At 50.4% G+C, this 19,129-nt stretch carries 14 protein-coding genes, 1 pseudogene and 1 other annotated feature; of the genes and pseudogenes, 9 read left to right on the forward strand and 6 right to left on the reverse strand.

The window, feature by feature from the left end:
* Window positions 1-14 precede the first annotated feature (14 nt).
* From ETEE_RS01140 to ETEE_RS01145, 3 genes and pseudogenes are all read right to left on the reverse strand, one after another.
* Complete coding sequence (locus ETEE_RS01140) at window positions 15-2,528, reverse strand: outer membrane usher protein (RefSeq protein ID WP_034162531.1); 2,514 nt, start codon at window positions 2,526-2,528, stop codon at window positions 15-17.
* Window positions 2,528-3,118, reverse strand: a complete 591-nt coding sequence (locus tag ETEE_RS19630; protein WP_225865094.1) for a fimbrial protein — start codon at window positions 3,116-3,118, stop codon at window positions 2,528-2,530. The genes ETEE_RS01140 and ETEE_RS19630 overlap by 1 nt, the downstream gene beginning before the upstream one ends.
* A gap of 10 nt (window positions 3,119-3,128) precedes the next feature.
* Window positions 3,129-3,661 (reverse strand): annotated as a pseudogene (locus ETEE_RS01145) (fimbrial protein).
* A gap of 808 nt (window positions 3,662-4,469) precedes the next feature.
* Here ETEE_RS01145 and ETEE_RS01150 point away from each other — a divergent pair.
* The 6 genes from ETEE_RS01150 (at window position 4,470) to rimO (ending at window position 12,058) form a co-directional block, all read left to right on the forward strand.
* Window positions 4,470-5,108: a hypothetical protein gene (locus ETEE_RS01150; protein ID WP_034162533.1), complete on the forward strand. Its 639-nt coding sequence runs from the start codon at window positions 4,470-4,472 to the stop codon at window positions 5,106-5,108.
* A gap of 641 nt (window positions 5,109-5,749) precedes the next feature.
* Window positions 5,750-6,676 carry a LysR family transcriptional regulator gene (locus ETEE_RS01155; protein WP_034162534.1) on the forward strand — a complete coding sequence of 309 codons (927 nt, stop codon included), beginning with the start codon at window positions 5,750-5,752 and terminating at the stop codon, window positions 6,674-6,676.
* A gap of 220 nt (window positions 6,677-6,896) precedes the next feature.
* Window positions 6,897-7,106 (forward strand): transposase, encoded by a 210-nt coding sequence (locus ETEE_RS22280; RefSeq protein WP_095666536.1) that lies wholly within the window; start codon window positions 6,897-6,899, stop codon window positions 7,104-7,106.
* A gap of 1,384 nt (window positions 7,107-8,490) precedes the next feature.
* Window positions 8,491-9,246 (forward strand): glycosyltransferase family 25 protein, encoded by a 756-nt coding sequence (locus tag ETEE_RS01165; RefSeq protein ID WP_034162535.1) that lies wholly within the window; start codon window positions 8,491-8,493, stop codon window positions 9,244-9,246.
* 560 nt (window positions 9,247-9,806) lie between these two features.
* Entirely contained in the window at window positions 9,807-10,547 is a 741-nt protein-coding gene (locus ETEE_RS01170; RefSeq protein ID WP_034162536.1) for a glycosyltransferase family 25 protein, read from the forward strand.
* Between the two features lie 185 nt (window positions 10,548-10,732).
* Window positions 10,733-12,058 carry a 30S ribosomal protein S12 methylthiotransferase RimO gene (rimO, locus tag ETEE_RS01175; RefSeq protein WP_034162537.1) on the forward strand — a complete coding sequence of 442 codons (1,326 nt, stop codon included), beginning with the start codon at window positions 10,733-10,735 and terminating at the stop codon, window positions 12,056-12,058.
* A gap of 265 nt (window positions 12,059-12,323) precedes the next feature.
* Here rimO and ETEE_RS01180 read toward each other — a convergent pair whose 3' ends face one another.
* From ETEE_RS01180 to ETEE_RS01190, 3 genes are all read right to left on the reverse strand, one after another.
* A complete protein-coding gene (locus ETEE_RS01180) occupies window positions 12,324-13,151 on the reverse strand; it encodes an SDR family oxidoreductase (RefSeq protein WP_034162538.1) in 828 nt (275 codons plus the stop codon).
* A 133-nt stretch (window positions 13,152-13,284) separates the two neighbouring features.
* Window positions 13,285-14,709, reverse strand: a complete 1,425-nt coding sequence (locus ETEE_RS01185; protein ID WP_034162539.1) for an MFS transporter — start codon at window positions 14,707-14,709, stop codon at window positions 13,285-13,287.
* A 56-nt stretch (window positions 14,710-14,765) separates the two neighbouring features.
* Complete coding sequence (locus ETEE_RS01190) at window positions 14,766-15,950, reverse strand: amidohydrolase (protein ID WP_034162540.1); 1,185 nt, start codon at window positions 15,948-15,950, stop codon at window positions 14,766-14,768.
* 418 nt (window positions 15,951-16,368) lie between these two features.
* Here ETEE_RS01190 and ETEE_RS01195 point away from each other — a divergent pair, with 418 nt between their 5' ends.
* From ETEE_RS01195 to hisG, 3 genes are all read left to right on the forward strand, one after another.
* Window positions 16,369-17,868, forward strand: a complete 1,500-nt coding sequence (locus tag ETEE_RS01195) for a C69 family dipeptidase (protein ID WP_034162541.1) — start codon at window positions 16,369-16,371, stop codon at window positions 17,866-17,868.
* A gap of 150 nt (window positions 17,869-18,018) precedes the next feature.
* On the forward strand, window positions 18,019-18,066 hold the full coding sequence (gene hisL, locus ETEE_RS21130; protein WP_106389040.1) for a his operon leader peptide: 48 nt from the start codon (window positions 18,019-18,021) through the stop codon (window positions 18,064-18,066).
* Window positions 18,042-18,174: a sequence feature (His leader region), on the forward strand. It overlaps the preceding gene by 25 nt.
* Before the next feature lie 55 nt (window positions 18,175-18,229).
* The gene (gene hisG, locus ETEE_RS01200; protein ID WP_034162542.1) at window positions 18,230-19,129 is read left to right on the forward strand and encodes an ATP phosphoribosyltransferase; all 900 of its coding nucleotides are present in this window, start codon (window positions 18,230-18,232) and stop codon (window positions 19,127-19,129) included.

Genomic DNA, 19,129 nt, shown 5'->3' on the forward strand with positions numbered 1-19,129 from the left:
TTCTTAGCTATCAATTAATGTCCATTAAGCGGCTGACATGGTAATAGCAACATGCCCCCTGGTGACGGCAGTGACTTCGGTATAGTCAAACGACAACGTTCTGCACCATCCCAGCGAACATTCATTATCTCACCGACCTGAATACCCGTTAACCATATTCGGCCCTCGTCATTCACAATACCTAATTGCTCTTGGTTCTGATTACTAACAATAGCGCCAAAGGGTGGCGTACTCCCATCGGCCAACGTGATGACCGCCATTGATTTCTCCCCTGCGATGATACCAAAGCGGCGATAGCCAATAGCGCCCTCCGTCAGTGTCCCTTCTACCACCGAGCGCGTTGCCTCAACGTTATCGGCCAAGTGATCAACATCCACCTTGACTGCATTATGGTAATAGCTGTTCACATCACCGACGACGGCCTTACCAAACATATTAGTATCAGTGATCCCGCCGTAACCATAGATCGGCACGCCTGCCACACCATCAGTATCCACCATCATCCGGGTCCCTCCCATTACATTGATCCGGTGTAGCGCCGCCCCTTGCATCGTCGCAGTCATCCCTCCCTGCAGGCTCACTCCCAGAGAGCTGTACTGCCCATCTTGGTAGCTGGCATTGGCCGTAACCTGCGCCAAGTCGCCATCATGGACAAAGTAACCCGATGCAGCCGCGCGACCTTGGTTACCCACACCGGCACGAATGTTATAGTTATTGTTGGCATTGATGATGCCTGAATAACCAACCATATTCGTATTACCGCTGCTAGAATGCTGGCTATCATACGTTAAAGTACCATGGGTTCCCCACGGAACACTCAGGCTCACATACATCCCATCATCATTCGTATTGTTATATGCACTACGGTAAGCTGATAATGACAAACTAATGTTTTTAATTCGGCCGAGATCAAAATAACGAGCCAGCGACAAGGTATAACTATCCTCTGATGGGCGATCCCAATAGGTTTGATGGCTATAGTTCAAGTTGGTCGAAAGATTCAATTCACTAAATTGTTTATTTAAGGTAATAGTGTATAGTTCACGTCCCATACCATCACTCTGGCCAAGATAACGCGCATCGAGATACTGAGACATGCTCATAAAGTCACGTTGACTAAAGCGATACCCAGCGAAAGTTACCTGGCTATCATATTGATCAAAGCGCTTAGAATAACTCAGGCGATACGATCCCCCGCTCTTCACCCCTTGCTGCGGTAGTTCGGCAGTGGATTGAGTGATATCAAACGATAATGCGCCAAAAGCCATCAGGTCTCGCCCAATGCCGAGCGCTAGCGCATTATAATCACTACCCGCTAATACGGAGCCACCGTATAACGACCACCCGTTATTGATACCCCAAGAAAATTCCCCGGTGACAAACCCTGGCCCTTGTTGGTTGTGCTGATAATCTAAGGGCCTTCCCAAGGCCAACTTATAGCGTACTAGCCCGGGACGCGTCAGGTAAGGAATATTAGCCGTATTCACCTGGTAGGTACGCACCGAACCATCCTCTTCAGTAATTTTAACATCCAGCGTACCGGTTGTTGCCGAGTTGAGATCCTGAATCCGGAACGGACCGGCAGCTACCGTAGTCTCATACAGTACACGTCCCTGTTGGCTAATGGTTACCTTAGCATTGGTATTCGCCACGCCTGTCACCTCTGGCGCATAGCCGCGTAGATTGGGTGGCAGCATGTTGTCATCGGTCTCCAGGCTAGCACCCAAATAGCGAAAGCTATCAAATATACTGGAGTTTAAATAACTTTCGCCTAGCGTTAACTTAGCCCGCAGAGCGGTAATGGCACGATAGGCATAGTAACGCGTCCAATCCCAGCTACGCTCGCTGTTATTACTATTGCCTGGTTCTGAGTTATGATTATAATTCCCTTGCCAATCAGCACGAAAACGCCACGCCCCAAGATTAAACCCCGTCGTTCCGTTACCGCTTACTGACTGAGTACCATCGCCCCGATGAGATCGAGTAAGTTGAGTATTGAAATTATAGTCAAATAATAGTCCTGCTACACCATCATCCCAAGTCGCTGGTGGGTCCCAATCTTTCGCAGTATATTCAAGATAAGCTTGAGGTATGTTCAAATATAGAGAAGCACTGGCCAGCTCACCTTGAGCCGACATCCCTTTAAGGGAATCAAAATTCAGACACTGCCCCTGATGCCAATAACTTACATCACGTAATGCACTCGTTTTCAGCCCCAGACGCTCGACCATATCGGGAGTGATACACGGTTCACTGCCTTTAGGATTATTATCTGGAGCAAGGAATTTTACGGTCTGCTCTGGTAGCGCATTTTTATTAATATAGACCACCATGTTATACTCCCCAGGCATAATATATCCGGCCTGGGAAAACTCGCTTAAATCGATGCTGCTCCGATCCTTAACATCCAAGACGTCGGTATTAAACTCCACGCTTTGTGCAGCTAATACTGACTGCCCAAATATCGCCAGCGATACTACCACTGACAACGGGCGAATAACAAAACGACGAACCTCATGCCCTTGCATCAGTAATAATCCAATTTAAAACGAATAGATGTCCGGTACGCTCCCGCCTGCAACTTCTTGTGGTTAGTAACCAAACGCATCGTGTAATACAGCATATTACTACCAGGATGAAGATTACCTGCAGGCATTTTCACTCCGGGAATAGCTAAATTATCAGCCTCATCGGCGATTTGCAGTCCCACCCCTCGACCTTCCCCACTTACTGCGAAGAGATCATGGTGTGTCGCAGCACCATCAAATGTCACCCGAAACGTATTCCAATCTGGCTGGTTAGGATTATCTCTGGCTAAATCACAGTGATCTAGCCGAATACGAAACGATCGCGTCGGACCATAGCTATCACGCATAATTTGTGCAACGGGGACCACAGACATATTAATGATCTGATCACGGCTCTCCACGGCAATGGAACAAGGTGTATCAATAATGGAACCTTGCATCCTGACATAACCCGTACCTAAGTCACTTGCCCTAGATATTGCAGGTAACGCCAGCAGGTAAAGTACCACTATAGTAAAACCGCAATAACGCATGCCACCCCCACTCAAGCCTTGTGTTGAAATGGCCAGGTAAAATACCCGGCCAGACATGCGCAGAGCCTTACTGGTAAGCCAAAACGAAGCTTGCAACAGAGGCAAAATCACCGGTCTGAATCGCACTAGAACCAGTATCACCTTTCAGGTAGGCAGAGAAATGTAGGGTATTGCTACCATCCACAATGGATTCAGGTGCACCGCCAATAGCATCGTTAATTTTGATCGGGGCACCGGTAGAGTCCACGATAACGATAGCGGCACCAGCTGCTGTCCCGCCTTGCAGACTCAAATTATCACCATCTGCGACACCATTAAATGCGGTAGTCACGGTTTTCTTAGCCAACGCTGAAACGTCACATCCCTCCAGTTTAATATTAAACTGCTGCGGAGAAGATGTACCCCCCCCAGCAACGCATTACTGGAGACCTGTCCCAGATTGACGGTTTGATCAGTGGTATCAGGCGTAATGGAACACGGTGCATCGATAATTGCACCTTTAAAAGTCACAGTGCCTGATCCCTCGGTTGCGGCAAATGCAGCACCACTAGTCGTAGCAGCAACCAGCCCCAGCATAACAACAAGCTTGTTCAATTTCATTGCAAAATATCCTTAGATATACATTATGTATAGATTAGTTGTACCAATAGGATAAACTAAAATAGGTTATCGTTTATCCACCTAGTGTTATCCCTGAAAAACAAAATTAAAAAAATAGTCATCCATTGGGATAGATACATCTCAAAAATTCACAGTGCATCAAAAACAAATACCAGGTAAAATCAAAGATAAGCAAGCTTGACTGATTACTTAGCTCAAGATTCAAGGCTTAACCTGACCTGAGCAGGATTAACCATATTCAAGGCTTAACTTGATCTGAGCTGGATTAACCAAAGTTCCTGACCTAGAGCGAAAGCGTAGCTGCAGCGCAGCAGCTGCTTATCGGCCTAGTTACACGCTGTCAATCAATAATATCCAGTCATCAAACCAGGAGACAAATCAAATAAATTAAAGCATGGAATAAGAATTAATAATGTAGACAAAAAAATCAATTAAAACAGTTGATTACAAAATAAACCCAAAGCCGCAAAGACAATAAAATCACCTACAGACAGATAACGTTAGCGAGTAATCTTCACCGTTAATTATATAAAATAGAGTTAATGCCACGCCACATTACATCAGCTAATCTAAGACATTAAGAAAAATAATCCACGGTCGTCATAAATTCATTTGACAGTAAAATAAATTAAATATTAACATATTTAATACTTATCTATAGTCCTTAAACAATAGTATACAAACGACCTCAACTGAAAAACATCAAAACATCGATAATTAATCATTACTAAATGAATAAATCATTTGTAGAATGGCAAATGTACGGTCAAGTCAAATGGAGCACGTTATGAATATAAGTTCATTCACTAGCGATAAAAAAATTGCTTTTTTTTGCAAAAACCAACTATTAGATTTATCTATTACTGAGCTGATTCGCTCAATATCTACGATGAGCATTGAACATATTGATATAGAAAACATAGGAGATATAGAAAGTAAAATTGTTAACTACATAGGGATCATATATGCCGTTGGCAACGAGGATTTATCCATTTCATTATTAAATGCAATAAAATCAATCAGTGAAAAATCCATTTGCAAGCAGCTCATCATCACATCATTACTGGATGGTGTTTTCTCTAAATTTAATATGACATCATCAATCCCACTATCCAGTACACTGGAAGAAATAAAACAAGCAATATCACTAATATTTGAGATGGATGAAAAAATTGATAACTACACACTTGAGAAGAAAATAAAGATATCAGAAGATAATATTGCCATGTTAAGAATGATGGCCAATGGTACTAGCGTAAAAGAGGTGTCTATTATATGCCGTAAATCAAAGAATGCGATATACCGATGCCAAAATAAGATTATTCATATGATTGGAATAAAAAATAAGCAAGAGAGATCCATTCTCTTATCTAATTATAATCACCTCATTTCGGCATTGCTCGCCATCAACAAAACAACCAGTTAAGATCTCACGCCCCCATAATCAACACGAAGAAACATACTGATAGCACGACCATTTCTATCTATTTTTTGACAATTATAGCGTCAACGCATCTCGATATGAGAGCAAACCTTGATTTACAATCGTGGTTATATATAGTTTGTATATTCGATGACGTAACTTATATCTCTCTTAATTATATCCACATTATTATTCAAGCACATTGTCACTCAAACAATTTCCTTCTCCTACGAGAAAAATCTTGGAAGAAGGAGATTGCTCCTCAGCCAAGCAGATCATGGCAATCCCATTATAACTATTTGTTATATACATGCAAAATAATAGATATTTAATATACCAATAAGCGTGTAACATAATGAAAATTAATGTAACTTAATGTAAACCAAGCTACGCTTTGAAAGCGTCACGATGCATACGATCACCTCATTGATAGCGTATAGAATGAGAATCACCTGAAAAAACGCTTCTAAAAAATAATTTATTTTTATATTGACAATGAAAAAATAATATTTTCATGTATAATACAATTACATCTATTTTGCGGATGTATGTCTTTATAGTGCCATAATAATTTTTATCACGATCAAAAAATATCAATCACTTACAAGTGATCTTACTCTCTCGCCACCAGAGCACATGACTATATGTTTAGAAATACATTTCCAAAAGCGATAAAGTATGACAGCAACCTACTGATAACTCTATATTTATTGCTAAAGCTAAAGCGCGTGCAAAGCGTTGCTGATGAGCTCTGCATTAGCCAATCTGCTGTAAGCCAGAAACTCTCTCGGCTGAGAGAGATTTTTAACGATCAGCTTCTGGTGAGAAGCAAAAACAGTATGGTGTTAACTTCGTTTGGCGATGAGTTATTGCCAAAACTGGAAGGCGTAATTACTCACATAGAAAATATTTATAACATTATTGACATTTATTCTGATGACATTAGACCTAGCAAAAACATATATACCATCTGCATTAACTCAGATGTCTATGTCGCAGAACTTATTGAATTACTAAACAAAATCAAGCAAGACCTCAACATAAGTGATGATGTATCATTTAAAATAATGTCAAGAAACGCTAACTTGATGCAGGATCTCCTCTCTGGAAAAATAGATTTTTTCATTGGGCATCTCAGTGATACGCCTAATAGCATAAAATCGTTAGATATGCGCCAGCATACCTTCTCCTTTGCAGTGAGAAAAGGCCATCCTCTTGCAGGTGTACATACAACCGGTGAGGCGTTAGGTCAATTCAAGTATATCGAGCTAATAGAACGTCCGGCAGCCCTATCTATCGCATACAATGATAAGTTTGGAAAGATACCAGGGTTATCATCATCAACCTTCTGCACTCAGTCTATTCGGGCTATCGTAGATATTTTAGAAACAAGCGACAGTTTTGCCTACCTAAGCGATACCATTATAACAAAATTTAACCTTCTTAGCGTAGAGATAACCAATAGTGATATATCCCTGCAAAGCAAATTATACTGGCATGAGTTAATGGATAACGATACGTTTCATCGTTATATCAGGGAGGCATTAATTGATAAATTCAAAGAATCATGACAAACAGCAAAAGGCGCAGTCATGCCATATTATATCAGTGTCATTTTAATAAAGTAGTGAACGGCCATCATGTTGGTTACCCTGCCCCAAAATCCTGTTCCGTTCAGAAACAGAATGCCGGCATGATAAACGCTCCCCTGAACGGAGGTGGTGCCAATGAAAAAGCCACGATTCACCGAAGAGCAGATTATCTTTGCCCTGAAGCAGGAAGCAGGCTGAGCTGGGTTCGTCCACGCCGGGTGTCTGCCGCAAGCTGGATATCTCCGACGCCACTTTTTACACATGGCGAAAGAAATACGATGGAATTTCCCCTTCTGAACTCAGACAGATGCGACAGTTGAAAGCGGAAAATCTGCGGCTGAAGAGGCTAGTTGCCGATCTCAGCCGCGACAAGGCGATGCTGCAGGACGTATTGGCAAAAAAGCGCTGACGCTGGCACCGTTGCGCGAATGAAGCCGGGATTTATAGGCCCGTTATGGCGCTAGCGAAAGAGCGGTCTGTTTTGCACTGCGGGTTAATCGCCGTTCGTTCAGGTATCTTTTCGTTGCTGCCGATGACAGCGCACTGCACCCGTGTATTCGGGAGATCAGCGAAGTGCGAATTCACTACGGATATCGCCGGGTACACGTGATGCTCCGGCGTGAAGGGTAGCGCGCACATCTACCGCCCCGACGGTGAGCAGGGGCTCTCAAGCAGCCACGCCGCAATAAATCTGCCCAGCGGCGGCACGCTGCGGCCTAAGGGCCGGCCTCCAAACTTACGTCTGGGGCATGAATTTTGTCTCTGATGCGTTGTTTGACGGAGGGCGACTGCGCCGGCTGACGGCTATCGACCGTTACACCCGCGAATGCCTGAAAATATGCGCGAGACAGAATCTGCGTTCGACAGAAATAGCTGGAATACTGGAATACTGGAATACTGGGATGCTGGAATACTGGGATGCTGGGATGCTGGGATGCTGGGATGCTGGGATGCTGGGATGCTGGGATGCTGGGATGCTGAGCAGCATAGCGTTCAGGCGTCTTTGACCGCAGTTGCTGAAAACCGATAGTGGCTCTGAATTTACAGAGAAAATACTGGATAGGCGGGTGTATGAAAGCGGGATTAGGATCGACTTCTCACGCCCGAGAACGGCGACGGACAACGCGGCGGTGGACACCTTAAGCGACAGGTAGGTCAGTAGGTCAGTAGGTCAATAGGTCAGTAGGTCAGTAGGTCAGTAGGTCAGTAGGTCAGTAGGTCAGTAGGTCAGTAGGTCAGTAGGTCAGTAGGTCAGTAGGTCAGTAGGTCAGTAGGTCAGTAGGTCAGTAGGTCAGTAGGTCAGTAGGTCAGTAGGTCAGTAGGTCAGTAGGTCAGTAGGTCAGTAGGTCAGTAGGTCAGTAGGTCAGTAGGTCAGTAGGTCAGTAGGTCAGTAGATTGACAGAACTACCTGAATGAGAACGAGTTCATCTCCCTGGAGGAGGCTCGGTGCAAAATCGAGGCCTGGCATACACGATAACCAGAAGCGTCCCCATTCTGCACAGGGCAGGATGATCCCGCCGAATTTGCTGAAAAATCTGCCGCTTGCCAGAATATACAGCCAGAATGAGGCGAGTTATTCCTGATTACGACTGGAGCATATTCGGGGTCGGGATCAGAGGTCGCTTATTCCTAATTATGAATGGATCACATGCGGGTAGCGGGCCAAGACCCGGCTCCCTATCGAACAAACACACGCCTCTCGGTGAGTAAAAATCAATCGTATGATAAAACCCTGGATTTAATTTGATACAAAATGTATCATGTGGTATTAAATTTGAAAGACACAACACCCGATGAAAGTATTTATTATAAATTTAAAAAGAGATCTTCAGAAGAAGCACGAAATAATAAGTGAGTGCAACAGATTAAACATTAGCCATGAGATTGTCGAGGCGGTCTCCGGCATCGATCTCAACGCAGCAGAGATCGATCGTTTAATTGACAAAGACGCTCAAATATATTTAACCAAAGGTGAGATAGGTTGTTCCCTTAGCCACCTGCGGATATATCAAAAAATAATAACAGAAGACCTACCATACGCGTTAATTCTCGAAGATGATGCCATTTTACATGATGATCTTAATGAGGTTATTCACGCCATCGAAAACATTATAGATAAAGAAAACAGCCATGCATACCTGCTATATAAAACGAGCTGCGTATACAGAAACAAAAAAATAAAGCTATCTAAAAAATATAGCCTTTATGAATCTAATATTCCAACATGTACCCATGGCTATGTGGTTACCAACAAAACCGCACGCCTCATTACAGCAATCAATACCCCGGTTCGCTTCGAAGCGGATGCCTGGCGTAATTTTTATTACGAAAAAAACATTCGGCCATACTCACTGAATATTAATTTAGTTGACTCAAGAGATCAGTCCAAAGAAAACTCGACAATAGAGAAGGAGCGACTGTCTCGTACGCCAATACAGATCAGGTTAAGGGAACGTATTGACCGAAAAAATTCGTTGGTGAAATTTTATCACAAGATCTGCCGGCGACCATTTCTAAAAAAAATGAGGCAGAATAATAACATTCTATAAGCGCCACCGTTTAGCGTAGCCATCCCGTTAGGCTGTTCACTTTTTCAGTCGTCAGCGAGCGCTCAGATAAATGCACAGGGTGCTCGCTGTTGTCCTGAGTCAGCCGATTACCTGCGCGCTCTTAAAATTGGCCTCGCCAACGCGCCAGATAAACCCGATGACGGATAACGCTCCAGAATATCGCGGGCTGCCGCGCCTCCTCTCAAGGTTACCCTGCATTAGCCGCGGTATCTCCCAAAATAGCTATCGAGTCCTTATTGCATTTTTACGCGGCAATAGCGCTAAGCCAGAGCCCCCTAGAGAAAGCGCAGGAGAGGGATACCTCTGCCGCGTCTTCAAGACACATCGCCTCCCTCTAGTTAAAAACCATGCATCCATTTCAGCTGCGATTATCACGGCTATATACTACTTACATTAGCATTTAATGTGATTAAAAATAATATATTAGATTTTTTAAAATAAAAAAGTCAATAGTCGTCATTATGGTAGCAGTAAATACAAAGCCAACGTTTAAACATAGAGACATTCCAGCGCTATAAAAACATTTGACAGGGGTTAGTATGCGGGTATTTATTATAAATTTAAAGAGTGATATTCAAAAAAAGAATGAAATCATTCAGCAATGCAAACGACTCAAGATTAAATTTGAAATAATTGACGCCGTATGCGGCATAAATTTAACCGATAGCGATCTGGATAGCCTTATCAACACCGATGCACGTTACTACTTAAGCCGTGGCGAGATGGGCTGTGCACTCAGTCATAACGCCCTCTATCGACGGATCATCGCGGAGCAACTCCCTTTTGCACTCATTCTTGAAGATGATGCTATCCTGCACAACGATACAGTCCATGTGATTGCGTTGATAGAAAAGAGGATAAGTAAAGAAGATAATATCGCACTATTGCTATATAAAACTAAATTTATTTATAAAAATAAAATGATAGCGTTGTCTGATGACTATATTTTTTATGAATCCAATGCCCCAACGCTGACGCATGGCTATGTGATAACCAATAAGGCGGCGCGCACTCTGCTTACCCTCAACGCCCCTGTCAGGGTAGAGGCCGATGCCTGGCGCTATTTCTACTTCTCGCGCTTTGTTCGTACTTACTCCCTTAATACTGATCTCATCCTCTCCCATGACGTGGACAAACAGACGTCAACGATAGAAAAGGAGCGACGGCTCAAGAGCGATGCACAAAAGCAAAAAAGGAAAAGCCTTGATAGCAAAAAATCAGTGATCAAAATATACCATAGACTAATTAGGCGGATATTTTTAAAAAAAGTGAAAGGTTAGCTCTCCTAGACGTTATCTGCGTGGGAGAGACGGCGCTCGGCTACAGCGCGCCGCGTCCCGCGGAAACGCACGCTGAAGCAGGAAAAGCGCTCGACGCCCCCCCGAATAAATAGCGGTACAATTTCAGCGCAGAGCGCTGTAAAATCCCTGCCCTATCATAACCAGACACGATGAATTTTTACGCTATGAGCAATCAATCCCGCCAACCGACAATCGGTTTCGTCTCCCTCGGCTGCCCGAAAAACCTGGTCGACTCCGAGCGCATCCTGACCGAGCTGCGCACCGAAGGCTACCTGGTGGTGCCTACCTATGAAGACGCCGATCTGGTGATCGTTAACACCTGCGGCTTTATCGACAGCGCGGTACAGGAGTCTCTGGAGGCCATCGGCGAAGCGCTGCATGAAAACGGGAAGGTCATCGTGACTGGCTGCCTGGGCGCCAAAGAGAACCAGATCCGGGAAGTCCACCCCAAGGTGCTGGAGATCTCCGGGCCGCACAGCTATGAGCAGGTGCTACACCACGTGCACAAATACGTGGCCAAGCCGCAGCACAACCCTTTCACCAGCCTGGTGCCGGAGCAGGGCGTCAAGCTAACGCCCAAGCATTTCGCCTACCTGAAAATCTCGGAGGGCTGTAACCACCGCTGTGCGTTCTGCATTATCCCTTCCCTGCGCGGCGAGCTGGAAAGCCGACCAATCGGCTCGGTGCTGGACGAAGCCAAGCGTCTGGCCGACTCCGGCGTCCGTGAGCTGCTGGTCATCTCGCAGGATACCTCCGCCTACGGCGCGGATATCCAGCACCGCACCGGCTTTTGGAACGGTCAGCCGGTCAAAACCAGCATGCTCAGCCTGTGTGAACAGCTGGCGACGCTGGGGATCTGGATCCGCCTGCACTATGTTTACCCCTATCCGCACGTGGATGACGTTATCCCGCTGATGGCGCAGGGTAAGCTGCTGCCCTATCTGGATATCCCGCTGCAGCACGCCAGTCCGCGCATTCTGAAGCTGATGAAGCGCCCCGGCGCCGTTGAGCGTACGCTGGAGCGGATCAAGCGCTGGCGCGAGATCTGCCCGCAGCTGACCCTGCGTTCGACCTTTATCGTCGGCTTCCCCGGCGAGACGGAGGAGGATTTCCAGATGCTGCTGGACTTCCTGCGCGAGGCACGCCTGGATCGCGTTGGCTGCTTCCAATACAGTCCGGTTGAAGGCGCCGCCGCCAACGAACTGCCCGACCAGATCCCTGACGAGATCAAGCTGGCGCGTTTCGATCGCTTTATGCAGCTGCAGCAGCAGATCTCCGCCGAGCGTCTGCAGGAGAAAGTGGGGCTGACGCTGCCGGTGATCATCGATGAGGTTGACGAGGAAGGCGCCATTGGCCGCAGCATGGCCGATGCGCCGGAGATCGACGGTGTGGTATACCTGAACGGGGAGCGAGGGGTCAAACCGGGCGATATCGTCAGCGTAACCATTGAAAATGCCGACGAATACGATATGTGGGGATCTCTGGCCTGATGAGGCACGGCGCGCCGCCCTGTGCGGCGCGCTTTTCTACGGATAGCTGATCGTAACGTAATTCAACCGGCTGAATAGTAAATAAAATAATCGACATTCAATAGAAATAGTCGGTTTGTGATACCATTCATACCAACACTCGATTTATACCGATTACTCCCCGTTACCACCGCCGTTTCATCCCCTCTTTTTTACCTGCCGATACAAAAAAACACCAGCGATAAAATGTGATCATCGTGGGCGCCGCATGTCGACGCCCCGCCGGCTAATCAAAGGGCATGATCGTGGGATCGGAATAGCGGTAAACGAAGCCCAGCTCATGGCTGATACGGGTTCCGTCTATCGCTTTACCCGCTGTCGCATCGTCATCGCTGCGAAACGCCGGCGGCGTCAGGCCGAGCGCACGCGCCAGCGGCGGGTAAAAGGCCCGGCGAGCCGGATGCTGCGGCGCACACAGATTATAAACGTGGCCGCCCTGAGGCTGCGCCAGCAGCAGCATGATCGCAGCGATGGCGTCGTCCCGGTGCAGCAAATTCACCCCTACATTACCGCCCGGCAGATCGGTTTTACCGGCCAGAAAACGTCCCGGATGGCGCCCTTCACCCACCAGCCCGGCCAGCCGCAGCACATCTACCGAGGTATTGGGCAGATCGTGCAGCCAGCGCTCCAGATCGGTCAGCGCCTGGCCGGCCAGGGTGTTAGGCTGCAGCGGAGAATCCTCGTTGACCTCGCCGCGCGCGGCGCCGTAGACCGACGTCGAACTCAAAAAGATGATCCGCGCTACGCCGTACGCCAGCGCGCTGTCGACCAGCTGACGCACCGACTGACGGTAGCCCATCCCCTCATCGTTCCCACAGCTGGCCGGCAGGGTGATCACCAGGGCATCTACGCTCAGCAGCTGCGCCAGATCCTCGTCGTCGCACTCCAGCTGCGGCGCCAGCCGCAGGGGATAGCACTCCACGCCGCTCATCCGCGCCGCCTCAACCCCATCCGGCGTGGTCTTGCTGCCCACCACCTGATAACCACGCGCCATCAGCGATAACGCCAGCGGCATTCCTAACCAACCTAACCCTACGATAGCCACTCGCTGCATTGCGTTCTCCTCATCTCGGCTCCGCTTCACCCCGTCGCCGGGTTATCTCTCTCTAAGGCTACGCTGACCGCGGCGGTTATACAATTGTTACTCGCGACGATGAGGGCGGCACGATACGCCGCCCCCTGCGTACTCAAGCGGAGGACGAGGAGGAGGAGACGGCAGACGGCGGAAGCTGCCACAGCACCACGCCACCGGCCAGGAGACTGAAGGCGACATTGACCCACAGCGGTAAGGCGCCAGCATAAGCCAGGTTGGCGGCATCGCTCGCGCCCGCGGCGCTGAACAGAGCCAGCGCCACGGCGATGCCGAAGGCGCCCCCTAACGCACTGGTCATCTTGTACAGCCCCGCCGCGACGCCCACTCTCTCCTTAGCCACCTGGGCGATGGCGGTCTCTGTCGAGGGCGTAGCATAGGCCCCAATACCGATCCCCAGCAGCAGATAGCCGATGCCAAGTCCCAGTAGATAGCTGCTCTTCGGTAAGAACGTCATCGTCATCAGCACCGTACCCACGGCGATCAGCACACACCCCCACAGCATCGGTAGCCGGGCCCCTATGCGCTGCAACAGCTTCTCCCCCACCCGAACCATCGCGACCGCGGCGGCAGCATAGGTGATGGTCATCAGCCCCGCCGCCAATGCCGTCATGCCTAGCCCTCGCTGTAGATAGAGGCTGGCGATCACCAACGTGCTGACGTTGCAATTGACGAAGAAGTTAGAGAGTGAGGCCGCGCGATAACCCCGATCGCGGTACAACGAAAAGTCCACGAAGCCGCGACTGCCTAGACGCCGCTCGGTGGTAATGAAGAGCGCCAAGAGTCCGCCGGTCAGCAGCACACCTAGCAGGGTCGCGCCACTCAGCCATCCCCACTCACCGCCCTTGCTCAGCGTCAAGTTGAGCGCCAGTAACGAGAGGGTCAGGGAGGCGGCACCGGCGTAATCGAGCGCCGGCGCCTCCCCGTCGTTACGGCTCTCCGGCACGTGACGGATCAATCCCATCGCCAGCAGGGCCACCATGGCCGAGACGAGGAAGATCCCGCGCCATCCCAAGACGGCGGCGATAGCGCCGCCCAGCAATGAACTCAACGCCGAACCGACGAATGACCCCATCACATAGAAGCTTAAGGCGCGCTGACGCGCGCGCGCTCCCTGGTAATAGACCTTAATGAGCGCCAGGGTCGCCGGCATGATGCAGGCGGCAGAGATCCCCTGCAAGGCGCGCGCAACCAGCAGATGGGCGCCGTTTTGCGCCAGCACCAGGATACCGCACCCCACTAAGCTCAGCAGCAGGCCGATATAGCTCAGGCGACGCCGCCCAAGACGATCCGCCAGTCCACCGCATAGCACGATGAAACAACCGGCAAACAGGCCGCTTAAACTGATCGCCAGACTCAGCGTACCGGGGGAGACGGGCAAGCTGTGCTGTACCGCCGGCACGACGTTGTATAACGACTGGGCGAAGAGCCAATAGGTCAACATACTCAAGACGATGCCCAGCAATAGCCGATTATCGCCGATGAACACCTTGCGCTCGCCACTCCGGATCACCCGCGCCATATCCTCTTCTCCTCATCCTGAGTCTTCACCGCGTCCCTTACCACCATGAGGCGTGGCTAGCGCAGATAATCCGCCACCAGCGCGCACCAGAAGGCGGCGGCGGGCAGCAGAATAGCGTCGTTAAAATCGAACTCTGGTTGATGCAGCGCGGCCCCGCCCGCGCCGCCATAGACCAGCACATAGGCCCCCCAAGGTACCTGCTCCAGCAGCAGCGCGAAGTCTTCACTGCCCATCATCAGCGGGGGATCCTGATGCACCCGCGGCTCGCCCAACAGCGCACAGGCACTGCGGTAGGCCAGATGGCTGGCATCGGGGTGATTGACCACGCAGGGACAGCGGCCAAGCTGGACGATCGTCGCCTGGGCACCGAACGCGGCGGCGATCGCATGGGTCAACTGTTCGATACGCTGCAGCGTCTGCTGGCGCAGCGCGGGCTGTAGACTGCGCACGCTGACCCGCAGCAGCGCCTTATCGCTGATCACATTAGCCGCCTGCCCGCTCTGTAGACTGCCGACGGTCACCACGGCCGCCTGTAATGGATCGGTATTGCGTGCCACGATGCTCTGCAAGGCAACCACCAGATGGCTGGCCACCAGGGTGGCGTCGATACACAGCTGGGGAAAAGCCCCATGTCCCCCAACCCCGCTCAACACGATCTCCAGCTCGTCGGAGGCGGCCATCAGCGGCCCGGGGCGGATGGCGATATCCCCCACCTCGCCCTGCATACCGGCCAGATTCGGCATGTTGTGCAGTGCAAATAGGGCATCGCAGGGAAAACGCTCGAATAGTCCATCCGCGATCATCGCCTGCGCACCGCTTAACCGCTCCTCCGCCGGCTGAAAGATCAAATGCAGGGTGCCATTAAAGCGGCGCTGCTCGGCAAGGTAGTGAGCGGCACAGAGCAGGATGGCACAATGTCCATCGTGACCGCAGCTGTGCGCCACGCCGGGATGGCGGCTCAGCCAGGCGCGCTCCCCCCGCTCCTGGATCGGCAAGGCATCCATGTCGGCCCGCAGGCCGAGCGTACGCTCCCCCTGCCCGGCCTGCAGCGTCGCCACTAGCCCATGCCCGCCGATAGCCCGCGTCACTCGATAGCCCCACTGGCTCAGATGACTCGCCAGCAGATCGGCGGTCTGCGACTCGCTGCCGCTTAGCTCCAGGTAGCGATGCAGCTGGCGGCGTAGGGGGATCATCGCCGCCGCATGGGGCTGTAGTGCGTCCAACAGATGGGCATGAGACATGGCATACCTCCCGAATGGCTCCCCCGCGCAGCGGCGAAATGACCGCCCACCCACAGGGATAATAGTGACAGGAATATCAATGAGATAACTGTCGACACCAGGCAGATGGCGAGCGGATGGCGTCCGTTTTTCATACTAGGCGACAGCGGGAGGTGAGAAAAATTTATTTTTAATATCGATATACGAGACAAATAACCAATTCGCATATTAAAGAGCCACATAGGACATCCTTAATAACATATGTTACATGGGCAACATCATTTGGTTTAAACATTCGTAACAATGGCGCATTTGCATATAAAAATTCCACAAAATCATAAAATATTGGTGTTTAACGCTAAGAAATATGATGCAGTTAAAATAATTAAATAAAACCTGGTGCAATAATCCCAGTAATTCTTCAATGGGAGTCTTACCGATGAAATTTAAATCTTGCGCCGTCCTGATTTCTAGTTTGATCGCCGCAGGTGGCGTCTTGAATAGCGAAGCCTGCACCACCATCTTAGTGGCCTCCGGCGCCACCAGCGATGGCTCTAGAATTATTGCCCGCACCGAAGATCATGATCCCACGCTATCGAAAGTGATGCTAAACCATCAGGCCAAAGAAAATAGCAGTGGCACCTTCCATGCCAATGAAAATAAATTCACCTATTCTGTCCCCAAAAAAGCTTTTGCTTATACTTCATTCTCCAATGGCAAAGAGGGGAAACTGCCCGATCAGATGACCTGGGGGGCCGCTGGATTTAACCAAAAAGGCGTGGGAATGACGGCAACAGAGACGATCTTCGCCAGCCCCGAGGCTCTCAAACATGACCCCTATCTGCCCGAAACCGGCATTACCGAAGACAGCATTACCGACGTGATCTTGCCCTACGTCTCCTCAGCGCGCGAAGGCGCCGCCCGTCTGGGTAAAATTATTGAAGAAAAAGGCGCCGGCGAAGGCTTTGGCGTCGCCTTCGTCGACCAGCACGACATCTGGTATCTGGAAACCGGCAGCGGCCATCAGTGGCTGGCCACCCGCCTGCCGAAGGATGACTATTATGTCACCGGCAACCAGGGGCGCCTGCAGACCTATAAGCCTGACGACAGCGCCAACTATATGGCATCGCCTACGCTGATCAGCGCCGCCGAAAAATATGGTCTTTACAATCCTAAGCGCGACGGCGACTTTAATTTTGAAAAGGCCTATACGCTGCATAACGAGAAAAACGACCCCTATTACAACTATCCCCGAGTATATGCGCTACAGCATCTCTATACGCCAGATATCAAGACCTCACTGACGGCTCCACAAAATTTCCCCGTTTTTGCTAAACCGGAGGCTAAACTTGATATCGACGCGGTAAAACAGGGGCTGCGAAATACCTATGAGAACATAGATCGCAAGCCTTATACTCAAACCCCCGATTATCGTCTACGTCCGGTGTCATTATTTCGCACCCAGCAGGCACATATTTTACAAGCGCGCGATGGTTTACCTCGTGGTATTGCCGATGTGGAATATTTAGCCTATGGCATGCCCAGTATTTCTATTTTTATTCCGGTTTATGCCAATAGTATCCAGCAATTCCCGCAGGCCTACCGCACGGTAACCGACGGAAAAGCGGACTCGGTCTCTGCCCAGTGGCAGTTCCGGAAACTGCAAACGCTGGTGATGATGGACTATTACAAATATGCGCCGATGGTACAAAAGGCCTATCAGCAGCAGGAGGCCAGCTTCAGCGTCATGCAGCGCGACATGGAAAAAGCCTATCTGGCCACCTACCAGAAAGATCCGGCCAAGGCCCAGCGGCTGGTGCAGCAGTTTGAGGATCGCGTTTTCAGCGACGCGCTCAGCACGACACAAACCCTGACCAATCAAATCTTTACCCAACTGACCCAGGACGTCAACGCCAAGTATAAGTTTGCCGGCGCCTGATGCTCCCGCGACGATGGGCGAACCGCGCCCATCGTCAAGCGGCCAAAAAAAGCGCTTGCCATACGCCGTACACTTGGTTTAGGTTAAAAATCACTGAGCGCATTTTGCGCAGCGTATACAAGCGATACCGAACCACGGACTACAATCATGCTGACTCGCGTACTGTTCAACCACCATCATCACCATCACCCTGACTAGTTCTTTCAGGCGGATGTGTGCTGGAAGACGGTCAACGGATCTTCCAGTGGCGGCAGACGCAAGATGTGAAAAAGCCCTCGGAAGATCTTCTTCCGAGGGCTTTTTTGTTGTTCATCATTCACAGGCGCCGCGGCGCCGGCTGGAGAATACAGGGGTAACCACCATGTTGGACAAAGCACGTTTACGCATTGCCATGCAAAAATCTGGCCGCCTGAGCGAGGACTCACAGGCGCTACTGGCTCGCTGCGGGATCAAAATCAACCTGCATCAGCAGCGGCTGATCGCGTTTGCTGAAAACATGCCCATCGACATCCTACGGGTGCGCGATGACGATATTCCCGGCCTGGTGATGGACGGCGTGGTTGACCTGGGCATCATTGGCGAGAACGTGCTGGAGGAGGAGCTGCTCGCCCGGCGCGCTCAGGGCGAAGATCCGCGCTATACCCTGCTACGGCGCCTCGACTTCGGCGCCTGCCGCCTCTCCCTGGCCATGCCCATCGATGCGCCCTATGACGGCGCCCGCGGCCTGCAGGACTGCCGTATCGCCACCTCTTACCCTCACCTGCTCAAGCGCTATCTGGATGGACAGGGCGTCCGCTTCAAATCCTGCCTGCTCAACGGATCGGTCGAGGTTGCCCCGCGCGCCGGGCTGGCCGATGCCATCTGTGATCTGGTCTCCACCGGCGCCACCCTCGAGGCCAACGGCCTGCGCGAGGTCGAGGTTATCTACCGCTCCAAGGCCTGCCTGATTCAGCGCGACGGCGAGATGCCTCCCGCCAAGCAGGCGCTGATCGAACGCCTGATGACCCGGATTCAGGGGGTGATCCAGGCGCGGGAGTCCAAATACATCATGCTGCACGCGCCGAGCGATCGTCTGGAGGAGATTATGGCGCTGCTGCCGGGGGCTGAGCGCCCCACCCTGCTGCCGCTGGCCGGCGACAAGCGCCGCGTCGCCATGCACATGGTCAGCAGCGAGACCCTGTTCTGGGAAACTATGGAGCAGCTCAAGGCCCTGGGGGCCAGCTCGATTCTGGTGCTGCCGATTGAAAAGATGATGGAGTAA

The organism is Edwardsiella anguillarum ET080813 (assembly GCF_000264765.2).
Taxonomy (GTDB): domain Bacteria; phylum Pseudomonadota; class Gammaproteobacteria; order Enterobacterales; family Enterobacteriaceae; genus Edwardsiella; species Edwardsiella anguillarum.

Coding starts and splice junctions, on each gene's coding strand:
- ETEE_RS01165 (WP_034162535.1), top strand. CDS start 8,491: ATGAAAGTATTTATTATAAATTTAAAAAGAGATCTTCAGAAGAAGCAC.
- ETEE_RS01170 (WP_034162536.1), top strand. CDS start 9,807: ATGCGGGTATTTATTATAAATTTAAAGAGTGATATTCAAAAAAAGAAT.
- hisG (WP_034162542.1), top strand. CDS start 18,230: ATGTTGGACAAAGCACGTTTACGCATTGCCATGCAAAAATCTGGCCGC.
- ETEE_RS01190 (WP_034162540.1), bottom strand. CDS start 15,950: ATGTCTCATGCCCATCTGTTGGACGCACTACAGCCCCATGCGGCGGCG.
- ETEE_RS01180 (WP_034162538.1), bottom strand. CDS start 13,151: ATGCAGCGAGTGGCTATCGTAGGGTTAGGTTGGTTAGGAATGCCGCTG.
- ETEE_RS01185 (WP_034162539.1), bottom strand. CDS start 14,709: ATGGCGCGGGTGATCCGGAGTGGCGAGCGCAAGGTGTTCATCGGCGAT.
- ETEE_RS19630 (WP_225865094.1), bottom strand. CDS start 3,118: ATGTCTGGCCGGGTATTTTACCTGGCCATTTCAACACAAGGCTTGAGT.
- ETEE_RS01150 (WP_034162533.1), top strand. CDS start 4,470: ATGAATATAAGTTCATTCACTAGCGATAAAAAAATTGCTTTTTTTTGC.
- ETEE_RS01195 (WP_034162541.1), top strand. CDS start 16,369: ATGAAATTTAAATCTTGCGCCGTCCTGATTTCTAGTTTGATCGCCGCA.
- rimO (WP_034162537.1), top strand. CDS start 10,733: ATGAGCAATCAATCCCGCCAACCGACAATCGGTTTCGTCTCCCTCGGC.
- ETEE_RS01155 (WP_034162534.1), top strand. CDS start 5,750: ATGTTTAGAAATACATTTCCAAAAGCGATAAAGTATGACAGCAACCTA.
- ETEE_RS01140 (WP_034162531.1), bottom strand. CDS start 2,528: ATGCAAGGGCATGAGGTTCGTCGTTTTGTTATTCGCCCGTTGTCAGTG.